Consider the following 16,503-nt stretch of genomic DNA (forward strand, 5'->3'; position numbering starts at 1 on the left):
TGAGCGTGGATGACCTGGGCACTGACTTCAGCTTGAGCGTGCTGGCTTTGCCACAGATTGGCGCGCAGCGGCTGTGTGGCTATATGCATAAGGCCGTGGAGCAACTGGTCGGCGCCCTGGAAAACAACCCGAGAACCCCGCTGAACCAGCTGCACATTCTGCCGCCGGCCGAGCGCGACACCCTGCTGCGTGACTTCAATGCCACCGCCCGGGATTTCCCGCGCGGTCAGACCCTGCATGGCGCTTTCGAAGTTCAGGCCGAGCGCCAACCCAAGGCGGTTGCCGTGCAGCAGGACGACGAATCACTGACCTATCAGCAACTCAATCAACTCGCCAACCAACTGGCCCATCACCTGCTGACACTGGGCGTGCAACCGGACGACCGCGTGGCGATCTGCTGCCGTCGCGGCCCGCAGATGCTGGTAGGCCTGCTCGGTATTCTCAAGGCGGGCGCCGGCTACGTGCCCATCGACCCGGCGTACCCGGCCGAACGCATCGCCTACCTGCTGCAGGACAGCGCGCCGGTGGCGGTGCTGGCCGAATCCAGTACTCGCGAGCTGTTGGGCGAGGTCAGCAGTATCGACCTGCACGACCCACGCTGGCAGCACCACGCGGTTGATAATCCGCGGCTCGCCAACCTGACCCCGGCGCACCTGGCCTACGTCATCTACACCTCCGGCTCCACCGGCCAGCCCAAGGGCGTGATGGTGGAACACCGCAGTGTCGAGAATCTGCTGCATTGGCACTGCGCGGCCTTCGGTTTGAAACCTTCAGGACATACCAGCAGCCTGGCCGGTTTCGGCTTCGATGCGATGGCCTGGGAAGTCTGGCCGGCCCTGTGCATAGGCGCGACCCTGCACCTGCCGCCCGCTCAGGTGGGCAATGAAAACATCGACGAACTGCTGGCCTGGTGGCTGGCGCAACCGCTGGAGGTGAGCTTTCTGCCCACGCCAGTGGCCGAATACGCGTTCAGCCAGCCACTGCAACACCCGACCTTGCGCACGCTGCTGATCGGCGGCGACCGCCTGCGCCAGTTCACCCACGAGCAGCGCTTTGCGGTGATCAACAACTACGGCCCCACTGAAGCCACGGTGGTCGCGACCTCCGGCCGCATGCGCGCCGGGCAGGTCCTGCACATCGGCCGGCCCGTGGCCAACGCCACCAGCTACGTGCTGGATGCCCAACTGCGCCCGGTGCCGGTGGGCGTGGCCGGTGAATTGTATGTGGGCGGCGGCGGCGTCGCGCGCGGTTACCTGAACCGCCCGGACCTGACCGCAGAGCGCTTCCTGCAAGACCCTTTCAACGAGGGCCGTATGTACCGCACCGGCGACCTGGTGCGCTGGCTGCCCAATGGCAACCTTGAATACCTGGGCCGCAACGACGATCAGGTGAAAGTGCGCGGCGTGCGCGTGGAACTCGGTGAAATCGAAAGCCGCCTGGCGGCACTGGATGGCATTCGTGAAGCGGTGGTGCTGGTGCGCGAAGGCCGCCTGCTGGCCTGGTTCACCGAGCAGCGCGCGCTAGATATCGAGAGCCTGCGCGCGCACCTGCAGGCGCAGTTGCCCGAGGCGCTGGTGCCGGTCGCCTATATGCGCCTGGATGCGTTGCCGCTGACCGCCAACGGCAAGCTGGACCGCAAGGCGCTGCCGGAGCCGGATCAATCCGCCTTGCTCAGTCGCGCGTACGAAGCCCCGCAGGGTGACGTCGAAACCACCTTGGCGCGCATCTGGGCCGAGGTATTGCAGGTGGAGCAAGTCGGTCGCCATGACCACTTTTTTGAGCTGGGCGGGCATTCGTTGCTGGCCGTGAGCCTGATCGAGCGCATGCGTCAGGCCGGCCTGAGCGCCGATGTGCGCGTGCTGTTCAGCCAGCCGACCCTGACCGCGCTGGCCGCCGCCGTGGGCAGCGGTCGCGAAGTGCAGGTGCCGGCCAACCGTATCGCGGCCGATTGCCAACGCATCACGCCGGACATGCTGGCGCTGGTCAGCCTCGACCAATCGACGATCGATCAGGTGGTCGCGCAGGTGCCGGGTGGCGCCGCCAATGTGCAGGACATTTACCCGCTGGCGCCGTTGCAGGAGGGCATCCTTTACCACCATATCAGCGCCGGGCAGGGCGACCCGTACCTGCTGCAATCCCACCTGGCCTTCGACAGCCTCGAGCGTCTGGACGCCTTTTCAGATGCGTTGCAACAGGTGATCGACCGTCACGATATTTTGCGCACCGGCGTGGTGTGGGAAGGCCTGGCGCAACCACTGCAAGTGGTGTGGCGCGAAGCCCGGCTGAGCATGACGGAACTGCACCTGCAAGGCGACGTACTGGCAGGGCTGCATGAACGCTTCGATGCGCGGCGCTATCGCCTGGACATCACCCAGGCGCCGTTGATCCGCTTGAACTATGCCCAGGACCCGGCCAACGGGCGCGTAGTGGTGGTGTTGCTCTATCACCATATCGCCCTGGACCACACGGCATTCGACGTGGTTCTGCGCGAAATGCAGGGCCATCTGCTCGGCCACGGCGCGCCCACGGCAGCGCCGATGCCTTATCGCAACTATGTGGCCCAGGCGCTGTTGGGCGTCAGCGAGCAGGAGCACGAGGCATTTTTCCGCGACATGCTCGGCGACATTGACGAGCCGACGTTGCCGTTCGGTTGGCAGGACGTGCGGGGCGACGGCCATCAAATCGAAGAATACAGCCTGCGTCTGGATCCCGAATTGAATCGCGGCCTGCGTACCCAGGCACGTTTACTGGGGGTGAGCACCGCGAGCCTGTTCCATTTGGCCTGGGCCCGAGTGCTGGCCGCGACGTCTGGCCGCCACGACGTGGTATTCGGCACGGTGCTGGTGGGCCGCCTGCAAGGTGGCGAAGGCGCCGACCGTGCGCTGGGGGTGTTTATCAATACCTTGCCGTTGCGTCTGGATATCGACGGTCAGGGCGTCAAGACGGCGGTGCGCGCCACCCACGGCCGACTCAGCGCACTGCTTGGGCATGAGCATGCATCCCTGGCGCTGGCCCAGCGTTGCAGCGGCGTGGCGGCACCGGCGCCGCTGTTCAGTTCAATGCTCAACTACCGCCATCGCGGCGCGGCCACCCGTTCGGCTGATGCGCAGCAGGCCTGGCAAGGCATGCAGACCCTGGCCAATGACGGGCGCACCAACTACCCGCTGAGCCTGAATGTGGACGACCTGGGCGACGGCTACGATGTCACCGCCCTGGCCCGCCTGGACGCGCAACGGGTGTGCGGCTACATGCAGACGGCTTTGGCCCGCCTGGTCGAAGCGCTGGAGCAGGCGCCGCAGCAGCCGATCAATCGCCTGTCGATCCTCGGCGAGCAGGAACGCCGGCAAGTGCTGCAGGGCTTCAACGCCACCGAGGTCGCTTACAACCTCGACCAGACCCTGCACGGCCTGTTCGAAGCGCAAGTGGTGCGTACGCCGCACGCTGTGGCGGTGAAGGCTGATCATCAACAGCTGACCTACCAGCAACTCAACGAGCGCGCCAACCGTTTGGCCCATCACCTGCGTGACCTTGGCGTGCAGCCGGATACGCGGGTGGGCATTTGCGTGGAGCGTGGCCTGGACATGGTGGTGGGCCTGTTCGCGATCCTCAAGGCCGGCGGCGGTTATGTGCCGCTCGACCCGGCCTATCCCCAGGAGCGCATCGCCTACATTCTGCACGACAGCGCGCCGGTGGTGCTGCTGGCCCAATCCGCAACGCGTGCACTGCTGGGGGATGTGCCGGTGATCGACCTCGACCACGGCACCTGGCAGCACCAGCGCGCCACCAACCCCGAAGTGCCGGCGCTGACCGCACGGCACCAGGCCTATGTGATCTACACCTCCGGCTCCACCGGCCAGCCCAAGGGCGTGATCAACGAGCATGCCGGCGTGGTCAACCGCCTGCTGTGGATGCAGGACGCCTATGGCCTCAACGCCGACGATGCGGTGTTGCAGAAAACCCCGTTCAGCTTCGATGTGTCGGTGTGGGAGTTCTTCTGGCCGCTGTTTACCGGTGCACGCCTGGTAATGGCGCGTCCGGGCGGGCACAAGGAGCCGGCGTACCTGTGCGAGGTGATCCAAACCGAGCGCATCACCACGCTGCACTTTGTGCCGTCGATGCTCGATGTGTTCCTCGCCCACGGCGATGTCAGCCAGGCGGCGGGGCTGCGGCAGGTGATGTGCAGCGGCGAGGCATTGCCGGGCAGCCTGGTGCGACGCTTCAAGCAGCAGTTGCCGGACATCGGCCTGTACAACCTGTATGGCCCGACCGAGGCGGCGGTGGACGTAACCGCGTGGAATTGCGCGCGCCCGGACGTACCCGACAACACGCCCATCGGCAAACCCATCGCCAACACCCGCATGTACGTGCTGGATGCGCAGTTGCAGCCCGTGCCCCTGGGGGTGGTGGGTGAGCTGTTCATTGGCGGGGTGCAGGTGGCGCGCGGTTATCTCAACCGCGCGGACCTCAGCGCCGAACGCTTCCTCGATGACCCGTTCAACGGCGGCCGTATGTACCGCACCGGCGACATCGGCCGCCACTTGCCCGACGGTAATATCGAGTACCTGGGGCGCAACGATGACCAGGTGAAGATCCGTGGCCTGCGCATCGAGCTGGGCGAGATCCAGGCGCGCCTCATCGAGCATCCGGCGGTCAAGGACGCGGTGGTGATGGCCCGTGACGAACGCCTGGTCGCCTATTACACCGGCGCACCGGCCGAGATCGACAGCCTGCGTGCGCACCTGCTGCAGCACCTGCCGGACTTCATGGTGCCCGCGCTGTTCGTGCACCTGGACGCCTTGCCCCTGAGCCCCAACGGCAAGCTCGACCGCAAGGCGCTGCCCGAACCCGGCCTGCAGGCGCTGAGCGTGCGTGAGTACGCAACGCCCGAAGGCGACACCGAAACCCTCATGGCCACGCTGTGGGCCGAGCTGCTCAAGGTGGAGCGGGTAGGGCGGCATGACAATTTCTTTGAACTGGGCGGGCATTCGCTGCTCGCCGTGAGCTTGATCGGGCGCTTGCGCCAGGAAGGCATGGAAGCCGATGTGCGGGCGCTGTTCGAACAGCCGACCCTGGCCGGCTACGCCGCTATAACCGAACGAATGGAGATCGTCCTATGAGCCTCAATCAACTGCTGGCGACGCTGAAAACCAAGGACATCCAACTGGCCCTCAAGGGCGAACAGTTGTCGGTGCAAGGCAACAAACAGGCATTGAGCGAGCCGGCGATACTCGCCGCGCTGCGCGAGCACAAACCGGCGCTGATCGAGCTGATCAAGGCTGGCGACTACACAGCGACCAAGGCCGGTGAAGTGCAGGTGCCGGCCAATGGCATCCCCGCTGGCGCAACGCGCATCACCCCGGACATGCTGACCCTGTCCACCCTGAGCCAGGAAGAGATCGAGCGTATTGTCGCCAGCGTCGACGGCGGCGTGGCGAATATCCAGGACATTTACCCGCTGGCGCCGCTGCAGGAAGGCATTCTGTTCCACCACGTCAGCGCCGAACAGGGCGACCCCTATGTGATGCAGTCGCAGTTCGCCTTCGACAGCCTGGAGCGTTTCGAGGCGTTTGCCCAGGCGCTGCAAAGCGTCATGGACCGGCACGATATTCTGCGCACCGGCGTGGTGTGGGACGGTCTGCAACAGCCCTCGCAAGTGGTGTGGCGCCAGGCGCGCCTGCCGGTGCAGGCCCTTGAGCTGGACCCGGCCGACGGCGATATCGCCGCGCAACTGCACGCGCGCTTCGACGCCCGGCACTACCGGCTGGATGTGACGCAGGCGCCGCTGCTGCGCCTGGTATACGCCGAGGACCTGGCCAACCAGCGCCTCGTTGCTACCTTGCTGTTCCACCACATGGCCCTGGATCACAGCGCCCTTGACGTGGTGTGCCACGAAATGCAGGCATGCCTGTTGGGGCAGGGCGCGTTGCTGGGCCAGGCCGTGCCGTTTCGCAACTATGTGGCACAGGCCCGTTTGGGCATCAGCGAGCAGGAACACGAAAGCTTCTTCCGGCAGATGCTTGGCGACATCAGTGAGCCGACGCTGCCATTCGGCCTGCAGGATGTGCAGGGCGATGCGCGCGGCATTGCCGAGGTCAGCCTGCCGCTGGCGGCCGAGTTGTGCCAGCGCCTGCGTACGCAGGCGCGGTTGTTGGGCGTGAGCGCCGCGAGTCTGTTTCACATGGGCTGGGGCCAGGTGTTGGGCGTATTGGCCGGCAAGCAACAGGTGGTGTTCGGCACCGTGCTTATGGGGCGTATGCAGGGCAGCCACGCCACGGACCGCGCCTTGGGTATTTTCATCAACACCCTGCCGTTTCGCGTCGACGTGGACGGTCAGGAGGTACGTGCCGGCGTCAAGGCCACCCACGCGCGGCTGACCACCTTGATGCGCCATGAGCATGCAGCGTTGGCCCTGGCCCAGCGTTGCAGCGGCGTGACCGCGCCCACGCCGTTGTTCAGCGCGTTGCTCAACTATCGCCACAGTGCCCCGGCGGCGAGTGCCGAAGCGGTTGCGGCCTGGCAGGGCATCTCGGCACTGCGCGCCGAGGAACGCACCAATTACCCGCTGACCCTTAGCGTCGATGACCTGGGCGACGGTTTCGGCCTGAGCCTGCTGGCCAGCACCCAGGTCGACCCGCAGCGTGTCTGTGGCTACCTGCAAACCGCTTTGGAGCACCTGGTGACGGCCCTGGAGCAGGCGCCGCACACCGCGCTCGATCAACTGCCGGTGGTGCCCGCGGCCGAGCAACACCTGTTGCTGGAAACACTCAACGCGACCGCCGCCGATTTCCCCCAGGGCACCACCCTGCATGGCCGCATCGAGATCCAGGCGGCGCTGACGCCGGATGCCATCGCCGCCGTGTATCAAGGCCGCCAGTTGACCTATGCCGAGTTGAACCAGCAGGCCAACCTGCTGGCCCATCACCTGCTGGCGCTGGGCGTGAAACCGGATGACCGCGTCGCCATCGTCGCCCGCCGTGGCCTGGACACTCTGGCCGGCTTGCTGGCGATCCTCAAGTCTGGCGCCTGCTACGTGCCCGTTGACTCCTCGCACCCGGCCGAACGCCTGGCCTACCTGCTCAGCGACAGCGCACCGGTGGCGGTGCTCACTCAGCATGCGTTGCTCGAGCGCCTGCCCGCGCTGGACGTGCCGGTGATCAACTTGGACCGCTACACCTGGCAGCATCATTCGGCAAGCAATCCGCAAGTCGCGGTCACGCCGTCGAACCTTGCGTATGTGATCTACACCTCCGGTTCCACCGGCCTGCCCAAGGGCGTGATGGTCGAGCACCACACCGTGGCCAACCTGGTGGACTGGCATTGCCGCGCTTTCGACCTGTGCGCCGGACGCCACACCGCCAGCGTCGCCGGTTTCGGCTTTGACGCGATGGCCTGGGAGGTCTGGCCGGCGCTGTGCGTGGGCGCGACCCTGCACCTGCCGCCGGCCAGTGACGGCGCCGAAGACATCGACGCGCTGCTGGCCTGGTGGTGCGCGCAACCTCTGGACGTGTGCTTTTTGCCCACGCCGGTGGCCGAGTACGCCTTCAGCCAGCAGATCGAACACCCGACCCTGCGCACCCTGCTGATCGGCGGCGACCGCCTGCGCGCGTTCAACCGTGAGCAAACCTTCGAGGTGATCAACAACTACGGGCCCACCGAAGCCACGGTGGTCGCCACCTCCGGCAAGGTCGAGGCGGGCCGCGCCTTGCACATCGGCAAGCCCATCGCCAATGCGCGGGTCTACCTGCTCGACGCACAACAGCGGCCGGTGCCGTTGGGCGTGGCCGGTGAATTGTATGTGGGCGGCAGCGGCGTGGCACGCGGTTACCTCAACCGGCCCGAAATGACCGCCGAACGCTTCCTGCAGGACCCGTTCAGCCAGGGCCGCATGTACCGCACCGGCGACCTGGCGCGCTGGTTGCCCGACGGTAATCTCGAGTACCTGGGGCGCAACGACGATCAGGTGAAGATTCGCGGCATGCGCATCGAACTCGGCGAAATCGAAACCCGGCTCAACCAGTTGCCAGGCATTCAGGAAGCAGTAGTGCTGGTGCGTGAAGATCGGCTGGTGGCGTATTTCACCGAGAACCCGCAACTCGAGCCCCAGGATGTCGGCGCCCTCCGAGCGCACCTGGTGGCGCATTTGCCGGACTACATGGTCCCAGTCGCCTACATGAAACTCGACGCGCTGCCGCTGACCGCCAACGGCAAACTCGACCGCAAGGCCCTGCCAGCGCCGGACAGCGCCGCCGTGTTCAGCCGTGACTACGAGGCGCCCGAGGGCGACATCGAGACACTGCTGGCGCAGATCTGGGCCGATGTCCTGCAGGTGGAACGCGTGGGCCGACGCGATCATTTCTTTGAATTGGGCGGGCATTCGTTGCTGGCAATGCGCATGGTCTCGCAGATTCGCCAGCGCCTGGGCGTCGAGTTGCTGTTGGCCGATCTGTTTGCCAATGCCGAACTGGCGGCGGTCGCTCAGGTGCTGGCCAAGGCCGGGCGCAGCACCTTGCCGTCGATCATGCCGGCCAACCGTGATGATGCCGTGCCATTGTCGTTTGCCCAGCAGCGCCTGTGGTTCCTGGCGTTGATGGAAGGGGCCAACACCGCCTACAACATTCCCATTGGCCTGCGGTTGCGTGGTCAATTACACGTCGAGGCTTTGCAGCGCGCCCTGGCACGCATCGTCGCGCGCCATGAAACCCTGCGCAGCCGCTTCGCTCAGCATGGCGACGAGGCTCAAGTGTTGATTGTGCCTGCAGAAGACGTGCTGCCCTTGCAGGTGCAAGACCTGCGTCGCCATCCACAGCCGCAGCAGGCGCTGGACGCGTTGATCCACGGCGAAGCCTCGGCGCCGTTCGACCTGGAACGCGGCCCGTTGCTGCGCGGGCGACTGGTGGTCATGGCCGACGAGCACCATGTGCTGTTGCTGACCCTGCACCACATTGTCTCCGATGGCTGGTCCATGGGGGTGCTCACCCGTGAACTGATGGCGCTTTACCAGGCTTTCAGCCACGGCCAGCCTGACCCGCTGCCGCCACTGGCGATCCAGTACGCGGACTTTGCCGTGTGGCAACGCCTGTGGTTGAGCGGCGAGGTGCTGCAGCGCCAAAGCGACTATTGGCAGCAGGCGCTGGCCGGGGTGCCGGCCTTGCTGGCCCTGCCCACCGACCGCCCGCGCCCGGCGCAGCAGGACTACGCCGGCAGCAGCGTCGAGGTGCGTCTGGACGAACGTCTGACCGCCGGTCTCAAGGCCCTGAGTCAGCGCCATGGCGTCACGCTGTACATGACCTTGATGAGCGCCTGGGCGTCGTTACTGGCACGATTGTCCGGGCAGCAGGACCTGGTGATCGGCACGCCGGTGGCCAACCGCGCGCGCAGCGAGGTGGAAGGGCTGATCGGCCTGTTCGTCAACACCCTGGCGGTGCGTATCGATACCTCGGGTGAGCTGACTACCGAGGCGCTGTTGGCACGGGTCAAGGCGTTGACACTGGCGGCCCAGGCCCATCAGGACCTGCCGTTCGAACAGGTGGTGGAAATTGTCCGGCCGCTGCGCAGCCTGGCGCACAGCCCGTTGTTCCAGACCTTGTTCAGCTGGCAGGACAGCAGCGCGCCAGCCCTGGCGCTTGGTGACCTGGCCCTGGAAGGCATCATGGAAGACAGCCACTTTGCCAAGTTCGACCTGTCATTGAACCTGGGTGAAGTGCGCGGCAGCATCCTCGGCGCGCTGGAATATGCCAGCGCGCTGTTTGACGAGGCGACGATGCAGCGCCACGTGGGCTACTTCACCCGCGTGCTGCAGGCCATGGTCGACAACGACCAGGCTGTGCTGGAGCACACGCCGCTGGTGGGCGAGCGCGAGCGTCAGCACCTGCTGTTCGACTTCAACGCCACCGCTGTCAACTACAACCTCGAGCAGACCCTGCACGGGATGTTCGAAGCACAGGTTCAACGTACGCCGCAGGCTGTCGCGGTCACGGCTGGCGAGCAGCACCTGAGCTATGCCCAGCTCAACGCCCAGGCTAACCAATTGGCCCATCACCTGCTGGGTCTTGGCGTGCAGCCGGGGACGCGGGTGGCGATCTGTGTCGAGCGCGGCCTGGAAATGGTTGTCGGCCTGTATGCGATTCTCAAGGCCGGCGCCGCCTATGTGCCGCTGGACCCGGCGTATCCGCTGGAGCGTATCGCCTACATGCTGCAAGACAGCGCGCCAAGGGTGGTATTGGCCCAAGGCACTACTCAGGCGTTGTTGGGCGAGGCGCCGGTGGTCGATCTGGACCGGCCGACCTGGCAGCATCAGTCGGTCGAAAACCCTGGCGTACCCGGAGTGAGCGCCTACGTGATCTACACCTCCGGTTCCACCGGCCAGCCCAAGGGGGTGATCAATGAGCATGCCGGCGTGGTCAATCGTTTGTTGTGGATGCAGGACGCCTTCGGTCTGAGCGCCGCTGACAGCGTGTTGCAGAAAACCCCGTTCAGTTTCGACGTGTCGGTATGGGAGTTCTTCTGGCCGCTGTACACCGGCGCGCGCCTGGTGATGGCACGTCCCGGCGGGCACAAAGACCCTGAGTACCTGTGCGAGGTGATCGAGGCAGAGCAGATCACGACCTTGCACTTTGTACCGTCGATGCTGGACGTGTTCCTCGCCCACGGCGACGTCAGCCGAGTGGTTGGGCTGCGCCGGGTGATCTGCAGCGGTGAAGCCTTGCCGGGCAGCCTGGTGCGACGCTTCAAGCAGCAGTTGCCGGGCAGCGAACTGCATAACCTGTACGGCCCCACCGAAGCGGCGGTGGATGTGACGGCGTGGAACTGCGCAGGCCCTGTAACGCCGGACAACACGCCCATCGGCAAGCCGATTGCCAACACGCGCATGTATGTGCTGGATGGGCAGCTGCAACCAGTACCGCTGGGGGTTGTCGGCGAGTTGTTCATCGGCGGTGTGCAGGTGGCGCGGGGTTATTTGAATCGTCCCGAGCTTACCGCCGAGCGCTTTCTTGACGACCCTTTTGTGACTGGGCGCATGTACCGTACCGGCGATGTGGGGCGCTATTTGCCCGATGGCACTATCGAATACCTGGGTCGCAATGACGATCAAGTCAAGATTCGCGGCCTGCGCATTGAGCTGGGCGAAATTCAGGCACGCCTGACTGAGTACCCGGCGATTGGCGAGGCCGCCGTGGTAGCCCGCGAGCAACGTCTGGTGGCCTATTACACGGGCGTGGCGAGCCCCGTCGACGTGCTGCGTGCGCACCTGTTGCAGCATCTGCCGGAGTTCATGGTGCCTGGAGCCTTTGTGCACCTTGATGCGTTGCCCCTGAGCCCCAATGGCAAGCTCGACCGCAAGGCGTTGCCTGAGCCTGGTCTGGAGGTGCTGGCGGCGCGCGAATACGAAGTGCCTCAGGGCGATACCGAAATAGCCCTGGCCAGCCTGTGGGCCGAGTTGCTCAACGTGGAGCGCGTGGGCCGTCACGACAACTTCTTTGAGCTGGGCGGGCACTCATTGTTGGCGGTCAGCCTGGTGGGGCGTATGCGGCGCCTGGGCTTGTCAGCGGACGTGAAAGTGCTGTTCGGCCAGCCGACATTGGCGGCCCTGGCGGCCGCGCTGGGAGGGAGCCGCGAAGTGGCGGTGCCGGCCAATGGCATTGCTGCCGATTGCATGCAGATTACGCCGGACATGCTGACGCTGATCCAACTGGATCAGCTCGCCATCGAGCGTATCGTTGCCTGCATTCCCGGTGGCGCGGCGAATGTGCAGGATATCTACCCGCTGGCGCCGTTGCAGGCGGGCATTCTTTATCAGCATCGTGCTGCGCCGGGCGACGACACATACGTGTTGCAAGCGCAGTTTGCCTTCGACAACCGTTTGCGACTGGACGCCTTCGCCAGTGCCTTGCAGGCAGTGATTCAGCGGCACGACATCCTGCGTTCGTCTTTTCACTGGGACGGCCTTGAGCAACCTGTGCAGGTGGTGTGGCGTGAAGCCTTGCTCAGTGTCGAAGCAGACGCGGTGACACCGCGCCTGGACCCGGCGCAGGCTCCGTTGATGCGTCTGGTATACCGTGAGGAAGCACAGCGCGTTGTTGCCACGTTGCTGTTCCATCATTTGGTGATGGACCACGTTGCGCTGGATATCCTGCAGCACGAAATGCAGGCATTTTTGCTCGGGCGCGAGGCCGGGTTGGGCGCTGCGGTGCCGTACCGCAACTATGTCGCCCAGACCTGCCTGGGTGTTGACGACCATGAGGCGTTCTTTTGCGAGATGCTGGGCGATATCGATGAGCCGACCTGTGTGCCGGAACTGGGCGGTGACCAGAAGGCCGAGTGGGCGCTCGACCTCAGCGTGAGCCAGCGGGCGCGGGTGCAGGCACGCAAGGCCGGCGTAAGTGCGGCGAGCCTGATGCACCTGGCCTGGGCCCATGTGCTGGGCAAGGTGTCGGGCCGTGAGCAGGTGGTATTCGGCAGTGTGTTGCTCGGCCGCTTGCAGGGCGGTGAAGGCGCCGAGCGGGCCATGGGCGTGTTTATCAACACCTTGCCGCTGCGGGTCGATCTGGGCGAGCAGTCGGTACACACTGCATTGCGTGCTACCCATGCACGCCTGACCCAATTGCTCGACCACGAGCATGCGCCCCTGGCCCTGGCCCAGCGTTGCAGCGCGGTGCCGGCGGCGACGCCGTTGTTCAACGTGCTTTTCAACTATCGACACAGTGCGCCGCAAGTGGGCGGTGTGGCCGAGGCCTGGCAAGGCATCCAGTTGCTCAAGGCCGAGGAACACACCAGCTACGGTATTTCCTTGAGTGTGGATGACCTCGGCGAACGTTTCTGCTTCAAGGCCACCGGGCAGGGCGCCCGTCGGTTATGCACCTACCTGCAGGTTGCTGTCGAACAACTGGTGCAGGCGCTTGAGTGCAACCCGGATACCGCCGTCAGCCGCTTGCCGATCCTGCCCAGTGCGGAGCGCCTGCAACTGTTATCAGGTTTTAATGCGACCACCCGCAGCTTTGCGCGCGAACACACGGTGCAGCGCCTGTTCGAAGCCCAGGCCCTGGCGCGTCCCGACGCGGTGGCGCTGATGCAGGGCGCGCAGGTGTTGAGTTACGGTGAGCTGAACAGTCGCGCCAACCGCCTCGCTCATCATCTGCTTGGCCTGGGTGTGCAACCTGGTGCCAACGTCGCAGTGCTGTTACCGCGTTCGATTGATCTGGTGGTCAGCCAACTGGCGATTCTGAAGTGCGCCGCCGCGTATGTGCCGCTGGACATCAGCGCCCCCGTCGAGCGCCAGGGTTTCATGCTGCACGACAGCGGGGCGGCCTGGTTGATGACGCGCAGTGATGTGCTTGCCGGTGCGGGTGTGAGTCGCCTGAACCTCGACACTTTGGCACTCGACCCGCAACCGAGCCACAACCCGGACCTGTCGCAGTCGTCTCAGGGCACGGCGTATATCATGTACACCTCCGGTTCCACCGGCACGCCAAAGGGCGTACTGGTGCCCCATCGCGGCATTACGCGGCTGGTGATCAACAACGGCTACGCCGACTTCAATGCCGGCGACCGCGTGGCCTTTGCCTCCAACCCGGCGTTCGACGCGAGCACCATGGACGTGTGGGGACCGTTGCTCAACGGTGGGCAGGTGCAGGTGATCGACCATGCGACGTTGCTCGATCCGGTGGCTTTGGGTGAAGCCTTGGTCGGCGTCACGGTACTGTTCGTCACCACGGCGCTGTTCAATCAGTATGTGCAATTGATCCCCCAGGCTTTGGCGGGGTTGCGCATTTTGCTGTGCGGCAGCGAGCGCGCCGACCCGGCGGCGTTCCGCAGCCTGTTGGCGCGGGCACCGGCCTTGCGGCTGGTGCATTGCTACGGGCCGACGGAGACCACCACCTACGCCACCACTTACGAAGTGCGCGCGCTGGCCGATGACGCCGAAAGCGTGCCGATTGGCCGGCCGATTTCCAATACCCAGGTGTATGTGCTGGATGCGCAGTTGCAGCCCACGCCGCAGGGCGTGGTCGGTGAAATCTGCATCGGTGGCGAAGGCGTCGCCAATGGGTACTTGAATCGCCCGGAGCTGACGGCCGAAAAGTTCGTGCAGGACCCGTTCAATACCGGCGCCTTGTTGTACCGCAGCGGTGACCTCGGGCGCTGGACGGCCGACGGTTTGCTGGAGTGTGTCGGGCGCACTGACGACCAGGTGAAAATTCGTGGTTTCCGTATCGAGCCAGGTGAGATCGAAGCGCGCCTGGCGACCTGCGCGGGCCTTCAGGATGTGGTGGTGCTGGTGCGCGAGGACGTGCCGGGGGACAAGCGCCTGGTGGCGTATTTCACCTGGGCCGCCGAGCCAGTTGCGATTGACAGCGTGCGTGCCCACCTGCAATGCCAGCTGCCGGACTATATGTTGCCGTCAGCCTATGTGCCGCTGGCGCAGTTGCCATTGACGGCCAACGGCAAGGTCGACCGCAAGGCCTTGCCGCTGCCCGCTCCGGAGGTCCTGTCCAGTCGCGAATTCGAAGCGCCGGCCGATGCCCTGGAGCAGACCCTGGCAGGGTTGTGGGCTGGCGTGTTGAAGGTGGATCAGGTAGGGCGTCACGACAGCTTCTTTGAGCTGGGCGGGCACTCGCTATTGGCGATTCGGCTGGTCAATCTGATGGACGAAGCGGGGCTTGCAGTGTCGCTGGCCGAGCTGTTCCAACATGCCAGCGTGGCGTCGGTCGCCTCAATGCTGCGCCAGCGCACGCAGGCACCCGTGCGTGACAGTGCGGTGATCAGCGTACGCACTGCGGGTACGCAGGCGCCTTTGTTCCTGGTGCACGAGTTCAGCGGTATGGATGTGTACTTTCCGGCGCTGGGCCAGCATCTGCCTGGTGACTATCCCATTTATGGCTTGCCGGGCGTGCCACTGGGCGAAGCTCACCTTTACACGATGGAAGGCCTTGCGGCGCGCATGGTCGGGCTGATTCGCAGTATTCAGCCCCACGGGCCTTATCGGGTGGCGGGTTGGTCCTTTGGTGGCGTGCTGGCCTATGAAGTCGCGGTGCAGTTGCTGGGGCTGGATGAGCCGGTGGCATTTCTCGGCTTGATCGACAGTTATGTGCCGCGCATGACCGACCAGGGCAAGGCGCGGTGGAGCGGGCCGGACGCGCTCAAGCGACATTTGCTGTTGCAGTGCACGGCGTATTGGACAGTACAGGGAGGTCTGGATGAGTTGGCGAGCCTTGGACAATTGGAGGCAGGGATTGGACAGCTGGACTTTGCGGCTCTGCTGCAACGCTGTCGCGATGAGGGTCTGCTATACGCGCAAATGGCGGCGGCTGCGGACGCGGACCTGCTGAGTTTTATCGAACGGGAAGTGGGACATGGGCATGCATTGGCGCATTACAGCCTGTTCCCGCTGCCGGTCGCGGTGCATCTGTTCAGCGCACGGGAGCGGCCTACCGAGTTGTCGCAGCGCAGTGATTCGTTGGGGTGGGACGCTGCTCTGGCACCGGGACAACTGCGTCAGGTGGAGGTGCCGGGTGATCATCAGAGCATGATGCAGGCGCCGCATATCCGCGAACTTGGCGCGGCCATGTCGCAAGCGTTGGCAGCCTCGTTACCCGTGACGCAGGCGGCCCATCAGCCGCTGCTGCGTATTCAAAGTGGCCGGCCGGGGTTTGCGCCGGTGTTCTGCGTACCGGGGGCGGGCGACAGCGTCACCGGGTTCGTGGGCTTGGGCGAAGCGCTCGGGCGTGACTGGCCGCTGTTCGGCCTGCAGCCGCGCGGGCTGGACGGCGAGGCGGTGCCTCACAGCCAGGTCGAGGCGGCGGCGCAGTGTTACCTCACGGCGCTGGAACAGGAATGCCCGCACGGGCCGGTGCATCTGATCGGGCATTCGTTCGGCGGCTGGGTGGCACTGGAAATGGCGCTGCGCTTGCAGGCGGCCGGGCGTGAGGTGGCGTCGTTGACGGTGATCGACAGTGAAGCGCCGGGCGGCAATGGCGTGGTGGGACGGCCTTATACGTCGACGGCGGCGTTGTTGCGGTTGATCGAGGCAATGCAGTTGTCGGCCGGCCGGCCGCTGGGGATTGATCCGGTGGAATTTGCCGGGCGCGACGAGGTGGCGCAGCGGCTCGCGTTGCATGCGGGGATGGTGGCGGTCGGGTTGCTGCCGGGGCGTGCATCTACGGACGCGATGGTGGGTCCGGCGCGCACGTATGCGGCGGCATTGCGCACGGTGTATCGGCCTGGACGGCGGTATGGCGGGGTGGTGAGGTTGGTGTTGGCGCAGGATCCTGCGCTGGATGCGGTGGGCAATCTGCGGGAGCAGGGGGCGATGATTGAGGGGTGGCGTGGGCAGGGGGATGGGTTTGAGGTTTGGTATGGCGGGGGGAATCACTTTACGTTGCTCAAAGCGCCCAATGTTTCTGGGTTGGCTAAGTGGTGGCTTGAGTCGTTGGTTGTTGGGGAGGTGGTGTCGTGACGGGTGTATGCCGCTCAAAATGTGGGAGGGGGCTTGCTCCCGATGAGGGTGGG

General features: G+C 65.2%; 2 protein-coding genes. Both read left to right on the forward strand.

The window, feature by feature from the left end; all coding sequences use genetic code 11:
• Positions 1-5 precede the first annotated feature (5 nt).
• Complete coding sequence (locus tag VRB54_RS24530) at positions 6-5,117, forward strand: amino acid adenylation domain-containing protein (RefSeq protein WP_422396078.1); 5,112 nt, start codon at positions 6-8, stop codon at positions 5,115-5,117.
• Positions 5,114-16,450: an amino acid adenylation domain-containing protein gene (locus VRB54_RS09950; protein WP_338480629.1), complete on the forward strand. Its 11,337-nt coding sequence runs from the start codon at positions 5,114-5,116 to the stop codon at positions 16,448-16,450. The genes VRB54_RS24530 and VRB54_RS09950 overlap by 4 nt, the downstream gene beginning before the upstream one ends.
• The last annotated feature ends 53 nt before the right edge of the window (positions 16,451-16,503 follow it).

Origin of the sequence: Pseudomonas trivialis, assembly GCF_036864995.1 — a bacterium.
Taxonomy (GTDB): domain Bacteria; phylum Pseudomonadota; class Gammaproteobacteria; order Pseudomonadales; family Pseudomonadaceae; genus Aquipseudomonas; species Aquipseudomonas trivialis.

Coding starts and splice junctions, on each gene's coding strand:
- VRB54_RS09950 (WP_338480629.1), top strand. CDS start 5,114: ATGAGCCTCAATCAACTGCTGGCGACGCTGAAAACCAAGGACATCCAA.